This window comes from Mesorhizobium sp. M4B.F.Ca.ET.214.01.1.1 (genome assembly GCF_004791545.1).
Classification (GTDB): Bacteria; Pseudomonadota; Alphaproteobacteria; order Rhizobiales; family Rhizobiaceae; genus Mesorhizobium; species Mesorhizobium abyssinicae.
This window is the reverse complement of record NZ_SRUX01000003.1, coordinates 549,190-565,899: the sequence shown is the minus strand read 5'-3', so window position 1 is coordinate 565,899 and position 16,710 is coordinate 549,190. Positions and strand designations below refer to the sequence as shown.

The 16,710-nt window shown below is 65.9% G+C and carries 17 protein-coding genes; 8 read left to right on the top strand and 9 right to left on the bottom strand.

Annotated elements, in window-relative coordinates:
- Positions 1-86 precede the first annotated feature (86 nt).
- The 5 genes from EN857_RS09190 (at position 87) to EN857_RS09170 (ending at position 4,886) form a co-directional block, all read left to right on the top strand.
- A complete protein-coding gene (locus tag EN857_RS09190; RefSeq protein ID WP_135858326.1) occupies positions 87-1,223 on the top strand; it encodes an ABC transporter ATP-binding protein in 1,137 nt (378 codons plus the stop codon).
- Entirely contained in the window at positions 1,204-2,367 is a 1,164-nt protein-coding gene (locus EN857_RS09185) for a spermidine/putrescine ABC transporter substrate-binding protein (RefSeq protein ID WP_127394019.1), read from the top strand. Before EN857_RS09190 ends, EN857_RS09185 begins: the two co-directional genes overlap by 20 nt.
- A gap of 77 nt (positions 2,368-2,444) precedes the next feature.
- Positions 2,445-3,308, top strand: coding sequence for an ABC transporter permease (locus EN857_RS09180; RefSeq protein WP_127310467.1), 864 nt, complete (start codon positions 2,445-2,447; stop codon positions 3,306-3,308).
- Complete coding sequence (locus tag EN857_RS09175) at positions 3,308-4,114, top strand: ABC transporter permease (RefSeq protein WP_127310464.1); 807 nt, start codon at positions 3,308-3,310, stop codon at positions 4,112-4,114. Before EN857_RS09180 ends, EN857_RS09175 begins: the two co-directional genes overlap by 1 nt.
- Positions 4,115-4,124: 10 nt before the next feature.
- Positions 4,125-4,886 carry a glucose 1-dehydrogenase gene (locus EN857_RS09170; RefSeq protein WP_127393755.1) on the top strand — a complete coding sequence of 254 codons (762 nt, stop codon included), beginning with the start codon at positions 4,125-4,127 and terminating at the stop codon, positions 4,884-4,886.
- 23 nt (positions 4,887-4,909) lie between these two features.
- Here the strand turns inward: EN857_RS09170 and EN857_RS09165 are convergent, their stop codons facing one another.
- From EN857_RS09165 to EN857_RS09120, 9 genes are all read right to left on the bottom strand, one after another.
- Positions 4,910-6,418 (bottom strand): aldehyde dehydrogenase family protein, encoded by a 1,509-nt coding sequence (locus EN857_RS09165; RefSeq protein ID WP_127393754.1) that lies wholly within the window; start codon positions 6,416-6,418, stop codon positions 4,910-4,912.
- A 21-nt stretch (positions 6,419-6,439) separates the two neighbouring features.
- On the bottom strand, positions 6,440-6,784 hold the full coding sequence (locus EN857_RS09160) for a cupin domain-containing protein (protein ID WP_127285932.1): 345 nt from the start codon (positions 6,782-6,784) through the stop codon (positions 6,440-6,442).
- 28 nt (positions 6,785-6,812) lie between these two features.
- Positions 6,813-7,154 (bottom strand): cupin domain-containing protein, encoded by a 342-nt coding sequence (locus EN857_RS09155; protein WP_127393753.1) that lies wholly within the window; start codon positions 7,152-7,154, stop codon positions 6,813-6,815.
- Positions 7,155-7,168: 14 nt separating this feature from the next.
- Positions 7,169-7,519, bottom strand: coding sequence for a cupin domain-containing protein (locus EN857_RS09150; RefSeq protein ID WP_127393752.1), 351 nt, complete (start codon positions 7,517-7,519; stop codon positions 7,169-7,171).
- Positions 7,516-8,790: a glycosyltransferase gene (locus EN857_RS09145; protein ID WP_128346506.1), complete on the bottom strand. Its 1,275-nt coding sequence runs from the start codon at positions 8,788-8,790 to the stop codon at positions 7,516-7,518. Before EN857_RS09145 ends, EN857_RS09150 begins: the two co-directional genes overlap by 4 nt.
- A 14-nt stretch (positions 8,791-8,804) precedes the next feature.
- Complete coding sequence (locus EN857_RS09140) at positions 8,805-9,878, bottom strand: ABC transporter ATP-binding protein (protein ID WP_127394251.1); 1,074 nt, start codon at positions 9,876-9,878, stop codon at positions 8,805-8,807.
- Positions 9,875-10,666, bottom strand: coding sequence for an ABC transporter permease (locus EN857_RS09135; protein ID WP_127394250.1), 792 nt, complete (start codon positions 10,664-10,666; stop codon positions 9,875-9,877). Before EN857_RS09135 ends, EN857_RS09140 begins: the two co-directional genes overlap by 4 nt.
- Positions 10,667-10,849: 183 nt before the next feature.
- Entirely contained in the window at positions 10,850-11,692 is an 843-nt protein-coding gene (locus EN857_RS09125; protein ID WP_127312151.1) for an ABC transporter permease, read from the bottom strand.
- A gap of 101 nt (positions 11,693-11,793) precedes the next feature.
- Positions 11,794-12,855 carry a spermidine/putrescine ABC transporter substrate-binding protein gene (locus EN857_RS09120; RefSeq protein ID WP_127285925.1) on the bottom strand — a complete coding sequence of 354 codons (1,062 nt, stop codon included), beginning with the start codon at positions 12,853-12,855 and terminating at the stop codon, positions 11,794-11,796.
- Positions 12,856-13,083: 228 nt separating this feature from the next.
- On the opposite strand from EN857_RS09120, the gene EN857_RS09115 reads away from it, so the two are divergent.
- Genes EN857_RS09115 through EN857_RS09105 form a run of 3 tightly spaced genes read left to right on the top strand, consistent with a single transcriptional unit; the run spans position 13,084 to position 16,708 of the window.
- Positions 13,084-14,022, top strand: coding sequence for a GntR family transcriptional regulator (locus tag EN857_RS09115; protein ID WP_127285924.1), 939 nt, complete (start codon positions 13,084-13,086; stop codon positions 14,020-14,022).
- 12 nt (positions 14,023-14,034) lie between these two features.
- Positions 14,035-15,318, top strand: a complete 1,284-nt coding sequence (locus EN857_RS09110; protein ID WP_135858324.1) for a glycosyltransferase — start codon at positions 14,035-14,037, stop codon at positions 15,316-15,318.
- Positions 15,319-15,322: 4 nt separating this feature from the next.
- The gene (locus EN857_RS09105) at positions 15,323-16,708 is read left to right on the top strand and encodes a glutamine synthetase family protein (RefSeq protein WP_127311873.1); all 1,386 of its coding nucleotides are present in this window, start codon (positions 15,323-15,325) and stop codon (positions 16,706-16,708) included.
- Positions 16,709-16,710: the final 2 nt, after the last annotated feature.

Sequence of the window (16,710 nt, the reverse complement as noted above, 5' to 3'; positions counted from 1 at the left end):
AGATCAAATATACCACCTGCGAGGTATATACTAGCCGGCATTGGCTCTGGTAGCGTTTCGAAATCAACTCGCCCTGGAGCCCGCCTTTGACTGCAGTGCCCGATATCGAGTTTCGCGCGGTCACCAAGCGCTATGGCGCGGTTACGGCGGTCAGCGGCATCGACCTTGCCGTCCCGCCATCGGCCTTTGTCGCCTTGCTCGGGCCGTCCGGATGCGGCAAGACGACGTGCCTGCGCATGATCGGCGGCTTCGAGCAGCCGAGCGAAGGCCAGGTGCTGATCCGCGGCCGCGACATGGCCGGCACGCCGCCCTACCGGCGCCCGGTCAACATGGTGTTCCAGCAATACGCGCTGTTCCCGCATCTCGATGTCGAGGACAACATCGCCTACGGACTGCGCCAGGCGAGGCCCAGGCTGTCATCGCGCGAGATCAGCCAGAGGGCGGGCGAGGCGCTCGCCATGGTGCGGCTCGCGGGCTATGGCCGCCGCAAGATCCACAAGCTTTCCGGCGGCCAGCAGCAGCGCGTGGCGCTGGCGCGTGCGCTGGTCAACAAGCCGGCGGTGCTCTTGCTCGACGAGCCTCTGGCCGCGCTCGACAAGAAGCTGCGCACCGACATGCAGATCGAGCTGCAGAACCTGCAGCGCGAGATCGGCATCACTTTCGTTCTGGTCACGCACGACCAGGAGGAAGCGCTGTCGATGAGCGACCTCGTCTGCGTCATGAATGGCGGGCGCATCGTCCAGCTCGGACAGCCGAACGAGATCTACGACGAGCCTGCCGACCTCTTCGTCGCCGATTTCGTCGGCAAGACCAATCTGTTGAGCGGCACGGTGGCGGGCCTGTCGGGCGACCTCGTCGATGTCGCGCTGGCCGACGGCTCGGTGATTTCCGCGCGCAAGCGGGCGCCGCTCAGCCGAGGCGAGGCGGTGTCGTTGTCGCTGCGGCCCGAGACGCTCAGTCTCGGCGCGGCCGGAAGCGGCAGCCTGAAGGGCATCGTGCGTAACCGCATCTTCCTGGGCTCGACCGCCGAATATGCGATCGAGGTCGAGGGCATCGGATCACTGCTCGCCAAGGCCGATCACCAGATCGGCCGCGACAACCTCTTCAAGCCGGGCGAACCCGTCGCCATCGGCTTTGCCGCCGGGGCGCCGCTGGCGTTTCCGCAACCCAAGAACAACGGGACCAACCAGAGGGAAAACCACCATGTCGAAATCCTATCGTGACGGACTGCCGATAAGCCCCGAGAAATTCGTCGACCAGCTGATGCGCCTGAAGCGCGGCTCGATCGGCCGGCGCGAATTCCTTGGCCTCACCGGCCTCGGCGTCGCCACCGCGGTGATGGCGCGCGAGCTCGGCATCATGCCGACGCCGGCCTACGCCGCCGAAAACCTCGGCGACCGCATGTCGATCGCCACCTGGCCGAACTATCACGACCCGGCGACATTCGAGAGCTTCAAAGCCGAGACCGGCGTTGCCGTCGAGGTCAACGTCTTCGGCTCGAACGAGGAGATGCTGGCCAAGCTGCAGGCCGGAGGCTCGGGCTGGAGCCTGTTCGTGCCGACCAACTACACGATCTCGACCTACAAGAAGCTCGACATCATCGAAGCGCTCGACATGGCCAAGCTCGGGAATTTCGACGGTTCGCAGGAGGATCCGCGCTTTACCTCGGAAGGCACGATCGACGGGACGATCTACGCCGTGCCGAAGAACTGGGGCACGACCGGTATCGCGATCAACACCAAGAAGCTGACCAAGCCGATGACGAGCTGGAAGGAGTTCTGGGACACCGCCATGGCGGAAGGCGACGGCCGCACCATGGTGCATGACTATCAGCTCACCACGATCGGCAATGCGCTGAAATATTACGGCTACTCGTTCAACTCGCTGAAGCAGGACGAGCTCGCCAAGGCCGAGGAACTGCTGCTCAAGGTCAAGCCGCATCTGTTCGCGGTGTCGAGCGACTATCAGCCGTCGATGCGCGCCGGCGATGCTTGGATGACGATGTGCTGGACCAATGACGGGGCGCAGCTCCATCGCGACATCCCGGAAATCGCCTATGTGCTCGGCAAGGAAGGCGGCGAGATCTGGACCGACTTCTACGCCATCCCGAAGGACGCGCCGAACAAGCCGGCCGGCTACGCGCTGCTCAACTACCTGATGAACCCGAAGGTCGCGGTGAAGGAGCACTTGGCCAATGGCGCGCCCTCGATCGATGCGCGCGTCAACGCGCTGCTGCCGAAGGAGGTGATGGACAATCCGATCCTCTACCCAGCGGCGGACCTGTTGAAGCCGCTGGAGTTCGGCGCCGCCGCGACGCTCACCGATCCGGGGCGCGCCGAGCTGATGGCGCGCTTCAAGTCGGCTTGAGCGGAGCCGGCCACAAACCCGATCCAGGCAACGCGACCGGCGGGCAATGGCCCGCCGGCACCGAAGCGGCTTTTTCGATGCGCGGCACCCTCCTTCGCAAAAACCTCATGACGGCGCTGCTGCTCGCGCCGGCGACGCTGTGGCTGGTGGTATTCCTGGTCCTGCCGTTCGTCGCCATCGCTATCTTCAGCGTCGGCGAGCGGGCGCCCGAGGGAGGCTACCAGGCAGCTTTCACGCTTGCGCAATACGCCAACCTGCCGGCGCGGGCGACCGCGTTCTGGAACACGATGGTACTGGCGCCGGTCGGCGCCTTCGCCTGCCTGCTCGTCGCCTATCCGGTGGCCTACTACCTGGCGCTGCGCGCGCCGGAGCGCTGGCGGCTGATCCTGCTTGCGCTCGTCGTCATCCCGTTCTGGACCAGCCTTTTGATGCGCACCTATGCCTGGATGTATGTGCTGGGCGGACGCGGCATTCCGGCCCTGCTCGCCTATGTCGGCATCGAGGACGTCAGGCTGATCAACACGCCGGGCGCGGTGCTGCTCGGCATCGTCTACGGCTATCTGCCGCTGATGATCCTGCCGATCTATGTCAGCCTGGAGCGGCTCGACCGCAGGCTGCTGGAAGCCTCTGCCGATCTCGGCGCGACGCCGCTGTCGACCTTCCTCGGTGTCACGCTCCGGCTTTCGCTGCCGGGCGTGATGACCGGCTTCTCGCTGGTGATGATCCTCCTGCTCGGCGAATATCTGATCCCGACCCTGCTCGGCGGCGGCAAGGTGTTCTTCATCGGCAACGCGCTGGTCGACCTGTTCCTGCAGTCGCGCAACTGGCCGTTCGGTTCGGCCATCGCCATCACGCTGGTGCTGGTTTCGGTCGTGGTGCTGATCGCCGCCAACCGCATCTCGGCCCGTCTGTCGGGCGCGCGCCGGGTGGACCTGATCTGATGCGCGCCTTCGTCGTTGCCGTTTTTGCCTTCCTCTACCTGCCGATCGCGCTGGTGGTGCTGTTCTCCTTCAACGCCGGCCACCATGCCAGCGAGTTCACCGGCTTCTCGACGCAATGGTACGGCAAGGCGCTGTCCAACCCGTTCCTGGTCGAGGCGCTGAAGAACAGCCTGTTCATCGCCACCACCAGCGCGCTTTTGGCGGCGGTCGCGGGCACCGCCGCCGCGCTCGGCCTGCAGCGCGTCGGGGCGCGGACGCGGGCTGTCTTCGACGGGCTATTGGGCGCCGCAATCGTCGTTCCCGGCGTCGTCATCGGCATCTCGACGCTGGTGGCGCTCGTGCAGCTGTTCGGCGTCGTCAATCCGTTCCTCGCCGAGTTGTGGCCGGGCGACCAGCCGCCGCGCCTGGCGCTCGGTTACGGCTCGATCATCGCCGCGCATGGCCTGTTCTCGATGGCGCTGGTGGCGATGATCGTCGGCACGCGCCTTGGCAGTCTCGACCGCAACCTGGTCGAGGCGTCGAGCGATCTCTACGCCACGCCGCTGACGACGTTCCGCTCGATCGTGCTGCCGCAGATCATGCCTGCGGTGATCGCCGGCTTCCTGCTCGCCTTCACCTTCTCGTTCGACGACTTCATCATCGCCTTCTTCGTCGCCGGCGCGCAGACGACGCTGCCGATCTATGTCTTCGCCTCGATACGCCGCGGCGTGACGCCGGAAATCAACGCCGTCGCGACCATCGTGCTCGTCGCATCGGTCCTGCTCGTGGTGCTTGCCCAGTGGCAGCTGCGCCGAAGAAAACAGTGAAAGACCGATCATGATCCTGAAAGACCGCATTGCCGTCGTGACCGGAGCCGGGTCCGGCATCGGGCGCGCCGGCGCCACGATCATGGGCAGGGAAGGGGCGACAGTGGTGATCGCCGACCGCGATCGGGCCGCCGGCGAGGCCGTCGCCTCCGACATCCGCCAAGCCGGCGGCCGCGCCGAAGCGGTCGCGACCGATGTCGGCGACGATGCCGCGGTCGAGGCACTGATCTCCGGCACGCTCGGCAGGCATGGCCGGATCGACATCCTGCACAGCCATGCCGGCATCCAGGTCGGCGGCTCGCTCATCGAAGTCGGCGTCGACGGCATGGATGCCTCGTGGCGCATCAACGTGCGGGCGCAATTCCTCGCGGCCAAGACGGTCATGCCGACGATGATCGCGCAGGGCGGCGGCGTCATCCTCAACACCGCCTCGAATTCGGGGGTCTTCTACGACCGCGAGATGATCGCCTATGCGACGTCTAAGCATGCGGTGGTGGCGATGACCAGGCAGATGTCGCTCGACTATGCCAGGCACAATGTCCGCATCAACGCGCTTTGCCCTGGCTGGGTCGACACGCCGTTCAACGAGCCGTTCATCGCCCAGATGGGCGGGCGCGAAGCGATCGAAAACTATGTCCGGACCAAGATCCCGATGGGGCGCTGGGCAAGCGCCGACGAGATCGCCGAAGCGATCCTGTTCCTCGTCTCCGACCGCTCGTCCTTCATGACCGGGCAGGCGCTGGTGGTCGACGGCGGCGAAAGCATCGGCTGAGCCAGGGGGTCCCCCGGCTCGCCTTACACGTGCTTGCGGCCGCCGGTGTCGCGAAACCAGCTGTCCGGGTAAGGGTACCACCAGCCCTGGATCTCGGGTTTGTGGTCGATGATCACCATCTTCGAGCGGCGGAAGGCGTCGAGCCCCTGGCGGCCGAGCTCGCGGCCGAGGCCGGAAGCCTTCCAGCCGCCGAAAGGCAGCGCGTCGTTGTCGATCAGCGGGTTGTTGACCCAGACCATGCCGGCCTCGAGCCGTTCGGCCGCCTCGTGCGCTTCGGCGAGATCGGTGGTGAACACCGAGGCGCCGAGACCGAAGGGGCTGTCATTGGCAAGCCTGATCGCCTCGTCGAAATCCTTCACGCGGCAGATCGCGGCGACCGGCCCGAAACATTCCTCGCGCACGATCGCCATGTCCGGGGTGACGCCGCTCAGGATCGTCGGCTCGTAGAACCAGCCGGTGTTGTGCGCCGGCGGGATGCGCCCGCCCGTCACCGCCCTGGCGCCGTTGCGAACCGCGTCGTCGACCAGGCGCATGACCTTGGCGCGTGCGGCTTCGCTGACCAGCGGGCCGATCTCGGTCCTGTCCAGGCCGTTACCGATCCTCAGCGCCCGGGTCTTTGCGGCGAACAGATCGACGAAGCGGTCGTGCACGGCATCGACGACGAAGAAGCGCTCGGCCGAGGTGCAGACCTGGCCGGTGAGGTGGAAGGCTGCGGTGACGGAGCCGGCCGCCGCGACGTCGAGCGGGGCGTGTTCCGAGATGATCAGCGGATCGCTGCCGCCGGCCTCGATGACGCAAGGCTTCATGCGCTCGGCGCACGCCACCGCGACGGCCTTGCCGGCGGCAACCGAGCCGGTGAAGGCGACCGCATGGGTGCGGTCGGAGGCGATCAGCGCCTGCGCGGTGGCGGCTCCGCCGGGCAGGCAGGAGACGAGGCCTTCTGGCAGCGAACGGAACACCGTCATGTAGTCGAGCGTCGACAGCGTCGTCGCCTCGGCCGGCTTGATCACGCAGGCATTGCCGGCGGCGAGCGAGGCCGCAACCGTCCAGCACATCAGCAGGATCGGGAAGTTGTAGGGCATGATGTGGACCGAGACGCCGTAGGGCTCGTAGCGCGCATACTGGAACGAACCCGCCTGCGTCGTGCCGGCGACCTTGCCGGCCTCGTCTCGCGCCATCTCGGCATAATAGCGGAAGATCGGCGCGCAATTGGCGATCTCGCCGATCGCTTCCGGATAGGGCTTGCCCATCTCGCGCACCATCAGCTCGGCGCAGCGGGTGAAGTCCGCCGCCTCGATGGCATTGGCCACCGCGTGCAAATGTTTTGCGCGGCTCTTGGCGTCGAGTCTTTTCCACGCCGCCTGCGCCGTTGTCGCGGCGGTCAGTGCGGCATCGATCTCGCCGTCGCTGGCCGAAGCGATGGCGCCGACCGTCTCCAGCGTTGCCGGATCGATCACCGGTTTTTGCGCACCGGTGGTCGGCCGGTAGTCCGGATTGACGAAGTATACCGGACGGTCGGGCGAGAATTCCATGAAACAATCCTCCGGGTCCGCTCAGCGGATCATGTAGACCTTCTTGATCGTCTCGTGGACGGTGCAGACGCCTTTCCAGTCCTGCGGGAAGAACGCCGCCGTGTCAGGCTCGATCTCGATCACCTCGCCGGACTCATGCACATAGGTGCAGCGCCCCTCGAGGAAATGGCAGAACTCGTCGCGGGTGACGTGGCAGTGCCATTTGCCCGGCGTGCAGACCCATAGGCCGCATTCCGAGCGGCCTTCCGGCCCCTTGTAGAGCAGCTTGCCGGAGGTGTGGGACTGGCCCTCGATCATCGTCGGGATGACGCCCCAGTCGACGAGGTCGACAATAGTGAGCGGCGATTGCATGGTCGGCGTGGTCATCGATCTTATCCTGGATTTCGTTGGCTGCTTACCGGCACATGAAGGCCTTGGTCAGCGTTTCGGTGATTTCGGAAGTGCCGGTCCAGCCGGCTGGGAAGAAGACCAGTGTCCCGGCCGCGACCGGGATCGCCTCGCCATTCTCGTGGATGTAGCTGCCGCGCCCGGACAGGAAATGACAGAACTCGTCGACGGCGAAGGTGATGTGGCGCGTGCCGGGCGTGCAGGACCACAGCCCGCATTCGCTCGATCCGTCCGCATGCTGGAACAGGACCTTGCCCGACGCACGCGGTGAGCCGGCGATTGAGTTGGCGCCGGCGCCCCAGTCGTCCAGTTCCACGGTCGAGGCCTTCGGCCAGTGCGGTGTCGGCATGTCAAGTTCCTCGCTCAGGCCAGCATGTAGACGTTGCGCATGGTCTCATGCACGGTGCATTCGCCGCTCCAGCAGGCCGGGAACAGCACCACCGTCCCGGCTGTCACCTCTAGCACCTCGCTGTCGTCGGATTTGTAGGTGGCGCGACCTGAAACGAAGTGGCAGAGCTCGTCGCGCGGGATCTTGAGCCGCCAGCGTCCCGGCGTGCAGACCCAGATGCCGGATTCCGGCTGGTTGTTCGGACCCTTGTGCACCAGCCTGCCGGTCGAGTGCGAAGCGCCTTCGAGCGCGTCAGGCTGCGCGCCCCAGTCGACGAGATCGGCGCGGGTCGAGGCCTGGTGGAGGTGCGGGGCGGAGGAGGTCACAGCAACTGCTCCAGCAGCCCGGCAGCCTTCTCGGGGCCGTTCTGCGACTGCATCTGCGCCGATGCCTTGGCGAGCGTGGCCTTGATCGCCGGATCGGTGAGGCAGGCCTCGATCTTCGCGATCAGCTCGGCATCGCTCCAGTCGTAGCGCGGGATGCCGAAGCCGCAGCCGATCTCGCCGACGCGGGTGGCATTGTCGTGACCGTCCCAGACATAGGGCATGATGATCGCCGGCTTGCCGAAATAGAGGCACTCGGTGAAGGAGTTGTTGCCGCCATGGTGGATCACCGCGTCGACCTGCGGGATCACCGAAGGTTGCGGGAACCAGCCGTCGACGATGACGTTGCCGGGCACATCGGTGTATTGGTCCTTGTAGCCGCCGACATTGACCAGCGCCCGGTAGCGCGTCTTGCCGAGCGCAGCGATGATGCGCTTCAGGAGGTCGACGTCGCCGGCCCCCAGGCTGCCGAACGAGACGTAGAGCAGTGGTCCGTCATTGTTCCTGGCGAAGGTCGGTATTGCGTAGGGCTTTTCTTGCCGCACGCAGCCCTCGAGATACTGGAATTTCGCCGGGTCGAGCGGGTGCCGGCGTTTGAACTTCGCCGCTTGCGGATAGAGCAGCAGGTTGAGATAGGGCGAGGCCTCAAAGAACTGGCCGATCGGGTAGGGCGCCTCGCCATTGGCGGCGAGGAAGGCGTTGAAGTCGTCATGGATCGGCTTGATCACCGCGTTGAAATGGTCGCGGTAGCGCTTGTGGCCGGCATGGTCGTTCTCGGCGCAGCCGGAAAGATGCGGCGGGATGTCTTCGTCCTCGATCTCGTTTTCCGAGCAGGAGATGACCCGCACCCAGGGCTTGCCGTATTGTTTGATCGCCGGAAACAGGATGACGTTGTCGACCGATATGACGTCGGGCTTGATCTTGTCGAGCACGCCGGGCAGATCCTTCTGCGCCCATTTGGCGCTGTCGACGATCGCCGTCCAGCAATCCTTCACGTAGTTGTCGACCTGGTCGTAGGGCGACTTGCGGAAGTTCGGGATGTGGCCGTTGATGAAGTCCTCCCAGAATTTGGCCATCTGCTCCGGCGGCATCGGCTCGGAGAGGTTCACCGGATGCGCCTCGAAGCCGTAGCCCTTGTAGACGTCGACGAAGCCCGGATCGGACAGGAACACCGCCCTGTGGCCGCGCGCCTCGACCGCCTGGGCGATGCCGACGGAATTGAGCGCCGGTCCAAAGGCCGCTTCCGGGAAAAACGCGATGGTCTTCTGCCCCATGGTTTCAATCTCCATCAATCTGCGAAAATTCTGACATCGGCGGCGTCCCAGCCGAGCTCGATCCGGTCGCCGGCGGCAACCGGCCGGCGGTCGGCGGCATCGGCGGTGACGCGCACCAGGAACGGCTTTTGCGAAAGAGCGGTGCGGACATGCACCTGCAGGTCGAGGCCCTGATAGGCGAGCGCCTCGACCGTGCCGGCAACGCGGTTGGCGGTGTCGGGCGACGGAAACAGCCGGATGCGTTCGGGCCGCACAGCGGCGACAGCCGAGGCGCCCGACGAAAGTGTCGCCGGAACCTTACCGGTGATCTTCGTGCCATTCGTCGCCTGGACGCCGTTGGCGTCAGCACGGCCGGGGACAAAATTCATCACGCCGATGAAGTCGGCGACGAAGCGGTCGGAAGGATGCTCGTAGATCGCGTGCGGCGTGTCGCATTGCAGCAGCCTGCCATCCTTCAGCACCGCCATGCGGTCGGCCATGACCAGCGATTCCTCCTGGTCGTGGGTGACGATGACAAAGGTGATGCCGACCTCGTGCTGCAGGCGCTTCAGTTCGAGCTGCATGGCGCCGCGCAGTTTCTTGTCGAGCGCGCCGAGCGGCTCGTCGAGCAACAGCAGGCGCGGCCGCTTGACCAGAGCGCGGGCGAGCGCGACGCGCTGCTTCTGGCCGCCAGACAATTGCTCCGGCTTGCGGTCGGCGAAAGGCACGAGCTCGGTCGTCGCCAGGATGGCGTCGACGCGGCTGCGGATCTCGGCCGCCGGCAGGCGCTCCATTTCGAGGCCGTAGGAGACGTTGGCCCTGACGCTCATATGCGGAAACAGCGCATAGGACTGGAACATCAGGTTGACCGGCCGCTTGTTGGGCGGCGTGCGGGCGATGTCGCGGCCGTCGAGCAGAATCTGGCCGTCGCTCGGCGTCTCGAAGCCGGCCAGCATGCGCAGCAGCGTTGTCTTGCCGCAGCCGGAGGGACCGAGCAGGGCGAAGAACTCATTCTCGCGGATGTCGAGCGAAATGCCGTCGACGGCCCTCACGCGGCCGAAATTCTTCGACACGCGATCGATCCGGAGCAGCGTGCGCGGTTCGCTCATTGGCCGATGACCCCACGATTGAGCCGCTGCGAAAGGGTGAGCGCGGTGATCGAGACCGCCATGACGATGGTCGCCAGTGCGTTGATCTCCGGCGTGATGCCGAAGCGGATCATCGAATAGATCTGCATTGGCAGCGTGGTCGAGGCGCGCCCGGCCCCGGCGGTGAAGAAGGCGATGATGAACTCGTCGACCGAGAGCGTGAAGGCGAGCAGCGCGCCGGCGACCACCGCCGGCAGGATCACCGGCAAGGTCACCCGCCGGAAGGTGGTGAGCGCGGAGGCTCCGAGATCGGCGGAGGCCTCGACGATCGACCAGTCGAAGCTCTTCAGCCGCGCGCGTACCACCGAGCAGACGAAGGCGAGGTTGAAGACGACATGGGCGAGAATGATGGTGTGCAGGCCCATGGTGACATCAAGCATGGAGAAGAACGACAGCAGCGCGATGGCGAGCACGATGTCGGGGATGATCATCGGCGCGAAGATCAGTGCCTCGAGACCCTTGCCGTACTGCCGGCGCATCTCGATGCCGATCGCCAGCAGCGTGCCGAGCAGCGTGGCGATGGCGGTCGAAACCAGCGCCACGATCAGGGTGTTCAGCGCTGCCTGCAGGATCGCCGTATTGCCGGCGAGCGAGGCGTACCATTTCAGCGAAAACCCGGACCATGCCGTCGGCAGTCCGCCCGCATTGAAGGAGAGCGCCACCAGGACGGCGATCGGGATGTAGAGGAAGGCGAAGACGAGGACGAGGATCGTCCGCAGGCCGAGAAGGCGGGCAGGCGATGACGTCATGGCTGCCCTCCGACGGTCAGGAGGCGAGTGGCCGGACAGCCTCCTTCCCCCCGTTTACGAGGAGAAGATGCCGGCAGGCCGATGAGGGGCAGCGCTGAGCGTCGCAAAGGCTGGCGCCGCCCCTCATCCGCCCCTTCGGGGCACCTTCTCCCCGTGAACGGGGAGACAGAAGCAAGGCAGCGCTCAGCCATCGGCGCCTCCCTCGGCTTCCCTGGTTCGGCCGGCGGCGCGGTCGGCAAGCAAAGCCTGCGCCATCAGCACCGCGAGCATGATGGCGATCAGCGCCATTGCGAGAGCGGCGCCGAACGGCCAGTCATTTGCGGTCAGGAACTGGTCGTAGACCAGGTTGCCGATCATCTGGAAGCGGCCGCCGCCGAGCAGAGCGGGGGTGACGAAATTGCCGATCGACAGCACGAAGACGAAGACCGCGCCGGCGGCGATGCCCGGCACCGTCAGGGGCAGGATGACGCGGCGAAAGGTGGTCAGCGCCGAAGCGCCGAGGTCGCGCGAGGCCTCCGCCAGCTCCGGGTTGAGGCGCGACAGCGGCGCGTAGCAGGCGAGGATGACGAAGGGCAGGTAGTTGTAGACCAGGCCGGCGATGACGGCGCCCTCGGTGTAGAGCATCGACGGCGGCTCGCCGGTGTAGCCGATCCAGCGCAGCAACTGGGTGACGAGGCCTTCGCGGTTGAGCAGCACGATCCAGGCATAGGTGCGGATCAGATAGTTCGACCAGAACGGCAGCACGGCGAAGAACAGGAAGACCGGCTGCAGCCGGCGGGGCGCTGCTGATATCGCATAGGCAGCGGCGTAGCCGATGATGACCGCGATCAGCGTTGCGGTGCCGGCGATGCGCGCCGAATTGAGGAAGATGCCGGCATAGAGCGGGTCGAGGACCTGGCTGAAATTCTCCAGCGTGAAAGTGTATTCGATGCCGCCATAGATGCCGCGCCGGAAGAAGGCGAGCGCCAGCACCAGCGCGCATGGCACCACCATGAGCGCGGTCAGCCAGGCCAAAGCCGGCGCCATCAGCAGGTTGGAGCGAAGTCTGGTCTGGGACAATTTTCGATACCGCTCAGCGGCCGACGGCGACAGCCCGCCATCGGCCATTGTCTCTGGGCTGCAAGCGCCTACTGCGCGGCCTTGATCTCGCTGACGATCTTGGAATAGTCGCGCTGGGCGTCACCGACGTCGCGCAACTGCTCGAACTTGACGAGGTCGGCCACCGGCATCGCCATGTTGGGGAATTTGGCCAGGAAGTCGGCCGGCAGGCTCTCCATCGCCGGCTTGTTCGGCACCTTGTAGTCGATGTTCTGGGCCGCCCATGCGTGGTTCTTGGCGTCGAGCATGAAGTTGATGAACTTGAAGGCGGCGTCCTTGTGCTCGGAAGCCTTCATCACCACCATCGTGTCGACCCAGAGGTCCGAGCCTTCCTTCGGGATGACGTATTTGATCTCGGGTTTCTCGGCGATGCCGTAGTTGCACCAGCCGTCCCAGGCCTGCACCAGCAGCGCCTCGCCGGACACCAGCTTCGAATAGAAGGTGGTGTCGTCATAGGCGAGCAGGGTCTTCTTGGCCGAGATCAGCAGGTCCTTGACCTCGGCCATCTTGGCCGGATCGGTCTCGTTGACGGAGAAACCCTTGTCGAGCTGGCCGGCGGCGAGCAGCCAGCGGTCGGTCGCCAGCATGGTGGTCTTGCCCTTGAGGTCGTCGGAAGGCGCCAGCAGGTCGCTCCAGCTGGTCGGCGCGGCCTTGACCAGGTCCGAACGATAGCAGAGGCCGGTCGTGCCCCAGGTGTAGGGCACCGAGAAGGCGTTGCCGACATCGTGCGGCAGCTTGGTCGCTTCTGGATAGAGATTGGCGAGGTTGGGGACCTGGGCATGGTCGATCGGCTCGGTCAGGCCGAGCTTGTTCAGCACCTCGGCGAAGGGCGAGGAGACGAAGACCACGTCATAGCCCTTGCCGCCGGAGGCAACGAGCTTGCCCATGATCTCCTCATTGGTGGCGTGGACCACGACCTCGCCGGCAACACCGGTCGCGCTCTTGAAGGCGGCCATGGCGTCGGGCGCCATGTAGCCGTCCCAGTTGGAGATGACGAGGTCGGCGGCGGCCGCCGGCGCCGAAAGCGCCAGAGCGAAGCCGAGCGCGATTGAAGACGTTCTGAACGAACGATGCCGCAGGGCGGTGGTCATGACAGTCTCCCATTCCGGTTGGTCAAATTCGTTGGCGGACCGGCATTCGCGGTTCCCGCCGCGGCTCGATCCTGTTCCCCGGTCTTTTGTTGCCGATTGCAGTGACAGTACTATTGCAGAAAAAAGTACGTCAATCCATAATTTGGCAGGCGGCTCCGGAGTCTGGCCGATTGCCTCGGCGGGGACGATCGGCCAAACCGGGGTCGCACCGATCCACGAGAACAAGTCATGCAAGCGGCAGCCAGGCGACCTCGCACCAACCATCTCGATCTCGCGCAGCGCATCCTGGACGTTGCCAGGCAGCGCGGCTTCGCGCCCGGCGCCCACCTTCCCGAGCAACAGATCGCCTCGCTCTGCAGCGTTTCGCGGACTCCGGTGCGGGCGGCGCTGCGCCTGCTCACCGAACAGGGCGTGGTGCGCTGGGAAGCAGCCACAGGCTACCGCCTCGCCATCGACCTCGCGGCGCAAAGGGCTGTCGCCACCGAATTGCCGAATGCGGAGGAAGACGAACTGGCCGAGGCGATCCTGCGCGACCGCTCGGCGCGGCGGCTGGACCAGACGGTAACCGTCAGCGGGCTGATGCGGCGCTACGATGCGGAACGCAAGACGGTACTAAAAGCGCTTCAGAGACTGACTGAAGAGAATCTCGTCGACCGCGCGCCGGGCCAGTCCTGGCTGTTTCGCCGGGCGCCCGACGATCCCGAGGCGCAGGGCGAGAGCTACGACTTCCGGCTGCTGCTGGAACCCGCCGCCATATTGACGCCGGGCTTCAGCCTCGACGGCGCGCGGGCGGCGGCGCTTCGGCAGGGCATGGAGGCGCTGATGGCGCAGCCCGATGCGGCCTTCGACACCAGGGAATTCCAACGGCTGGACATCGAGTTCCACGGCATGATCGCCGACGGCTCGGCCAACCGGTTCATCACCGACGCGCTGTCCGATCATCTCCGGTTACGCCGGCTGCCCGGCATCTATGCGGGCGTCAACGTGTTCCGGCTCAAGCAGTCGCTGCGCGAGCACCTCACCATACTCGACCATCTGGAAAGCTGGCAGTATGAGGTTGCCGCCGATCTGTTGCGTGTGCATCTCAGGCTGTCGCGCAGCCAGCGGCCACGGGCGGCGAGCCGCGGCGCGCCGGCGCTGTTCGGCATGATCAGCCGGCCGGATTGACCGAGGACCATCGTGACGCGCAAAGCCAGCCCGACCATAGCGCTGTTTCCCGAAGCGAGCTTCGGCGCGGCGCTCAATTGCGTCGGCATCGCGCAGGCCTTGCGAGCCAGGGGCGCCCGGCCGGTCTTCATCTGCCATGCCGGCTTCTCCGGCGTCTTTGCCGATTACGGCTTTCAGGAATACCAGCTGCCGACCAACGACCCGCTGAGCGACAGCGAGCGGCAGAGCTACTGGCAGGCTTTCGTGCGCCGACACCTGCCGCATTTCCGGCTGAGCCCGGTCGACCAGCTCGAAACCTATGTCGCGCCGACATGGCAGGCGATCGTCGACACGGCGGCCCAGGCCGAGGCGCCGCTCAGGCAATTGCTGGCGCGGCTGAAGCCCGACGCCGTCGTGCTCGACAATGTCATCATGTTTCCGGCGATCGCCGGCGCAAGCTGCCCGTGGGTGCGCGTCGTCTCCTGCGCCGAGACGGAATTGCCCGACGCCGAGGTGCCGCCCTATCTTTCCGGCCTTGCGGCCGACGACCCCGGGCGCGCCGCCTTCGAGGCGCGCTATCTCGCGGCGGTCGCCCCGGCGCATGAACGGTTCAACCGGCTGCGCGCCGATTCAGGCCTCGCGCCGCTGCCGAGGGGCCTGTTCCTGGAGGCATCGCCCGATCTCAACCTGCTGCTGACGCCGGCCATCGTGCGCCGCGAACGCGCCGAGCCGCTCGACCCCGCGCGCTTCACCTATCTCGAGGGCTGCGTCCGCTCCGAGGGGCCGTTCGAGGTGCCGGTCTTTCCGCGCAACGGCGGGCCGCTGGTCTATCTCAGCTTCGGCAGCCTGGGCGCCATGGATGTCGGGCTGATCCAGTGCATGCTTGCCGTCTTCGACCGGCTGCCGGCACGCTTCATCGTCAATGTCGGCGGCCTGCGCGATGCCTATCGCGCGGTGCCCGACAATGTCTATCTCGGCGCCTGGTTCCCACAGCCCTCGGTGGTGGCGAAATCGGACCTCTTCATCCATCACGGCGGCAACAATAGTTTCTGCGAGGCGCTTCGCTTCGGCGTGCCGTCGCTGATCATGCCCTATTGCTGGGACGGACACGACAATGCGCGGCGCGCCGAGGAGACCGGCGTCGGCAACCATATCGGCCGCGATGGCTGGACCGAAGGAGTACTGGAGCGAGCGATCCTCGGCCTGCTGGCCGACGATGCGATGCGCGCCCGCCTGAAGGACAGTGCAGCGCAGATGGCGCTGAAGCCCGGAACGGATGTGGCCGCCGAAGCGATCCTCTCTTTGATACGGACATGACCAAATGCCTGAAAACCACCTGACGACCCTGCCGCCGACGAGCGGCGCCAACGATCCGAAAAGCTGGCTGGCCGCGCACGCGATCAGCGAAGTCGAATGCCTGGTGCCCGACATGAACGGCGTGCTGCGCGGCAAGGCGCTGCCGGCGGCGAAATTCCTGAAGGCGCTGGAAGACCGCGCGCTCTATCTGCCGAGCAGCGCCTTCCTGGTCAGCATTGACGGCCGCTATTCCGGCTCGATCGACGAAGGCTTCGCCTATTCGGACCCGGACATGCGCATGGTGCCGGATGTCTCGACACTTTGCCTGGCGCCCGGCGGCGGGCCTGGCAAGGCCTATGTCTTTGCCGATGCCTTCCACATGGACGACCGCCCGTGGATGGCCTCGCCGCGTCACGTCCTGCGGGCGGTGCTCGATCTCTATCGCCAGCGCGGCTGGCGGGCGGTGGTGGCGCCGGAGCTCGAATTCTATCTCACCGCGCCAAATCCCGATCCGGACCAGCCGCTGACCGCCCCGGCCGGGCGCAACGGCCGCGCCGAAAGCGTGCAGCATCCCTACGACATGGCGGCGCTGGAGGAGTTCGAGCCGGTGATCCAGCGCATCTACGCGCATGCGGCGGCCGCGGAGCTGCCGCTCGATACGCTGATCCATGAGTCGGGCACGGCGCAACTGGAAATCAACTTCCTGCATGGCGATGCGCTGGCGCTGGCCGACAAGGTGCTGTTGTTCAAGCGCCTGACCAGGCAGGCGGCTCAGGCGAGCGGCATGCACGCCACCTTCATGGCCAAGCCGATCGCGGCGCAGGCCGGCTCCTCGATGCATCTGCACATGTCCATTGTCGACGAGGCTGGCAACACGCTGTTTGCCGGCGGCGACGATGCCGACACCGCGATGTTCGGCCACTTCATCGGCGGCTTGCAGAGATATGTTCCGGAAATCATGCCGCTGTTTGCGCCGAACGTGAATTCGTACCGGCGCATTCGTCCGAACCACAGCGCGCCGGCCAATATCGAATGGTCGCACGACAACCGCTCCTGCGGCCTGCGCGTGCCGGCGGGCGGCCGCGCCGCGCGGCGGGTGGAGAACCGGCTGCCGGGGGCCGATGCCAATCCCTATCTGGCGATCGCCGGCTCGCTGCTCGCGGGCTATCTCGGCGTGGAGGAGAAGATCGCGCGCTCGGCGGAAGCGTCGGGCAATGCCTACAAGATCAAGAGCACGCTGCCGAAGACCATGGAGGAGGCGCTCGACCGTTTCACCGCCTGCGCGCCGGTGCGGGCGCTGCTCGGCGAGGATTTCTTCCAGACCTATCTGCGCGTCAAGAGCGTCGAGCTCGACCTGTTCCAGAGCGTGGTGACGTCCTGGGAACGCGACCACCTTTTGCTCAAGGTGTGACC